The 419-nt window shown below is 40.6% G+C and carries 1 protein-coding gene; it reads right to left on the bottom strand.

Annotation, left to right across the window (positions count from 1 at the left end):
- Positions 1–419 (bottom strand): DUF4397 domain-containing protein (locus AC23MC_RS16440; RefSeq protein WP_487569411.1); only part of this gene is annotated, 419 nt, incomplete at both ends.

Raw genomic sequence — 419 nt, 5'->3', positions numbered from 1 at the left:
GCCGTTTCACGACCTTGAGCAAATACATTAATTGCAAAGTTTGGACCTACAGAATATCCTGTTGGACTCACGATTCCGTTAGCAACTAAAATATAGGTTTCACCTTCAGCTAAAGTTGCCGTAAGGTTATATAAACTTTCAGCAGAAGAAGTACTTGTTGACGGAGCAACATCTATACTTAATTCAACTCCGGCAGGAACGTCAATAAATGGAGTAGCAGTTCTGAAAGCGAAATCGTTTAATAATAATTCGTCATTTACATATACATCCACCAAAGCCGCAGCTAAATCGGGAGAATTGTGAATAGCTTGTAAACGAGCCGTTGGTGTTTCTACTAATGGAAGCGGAATTAAATTACCACCCGAAGCCAAAGCAACCCAAAGTCCAAACGCCGGTCCGTTACTATTTACTGATGGATC

This window comes from Flavobacterium sp. T50_26, assembly GCF_057652995.1.
This window is presented reverse-complemented; position numbering and strand designations above follow the sequence as displayed.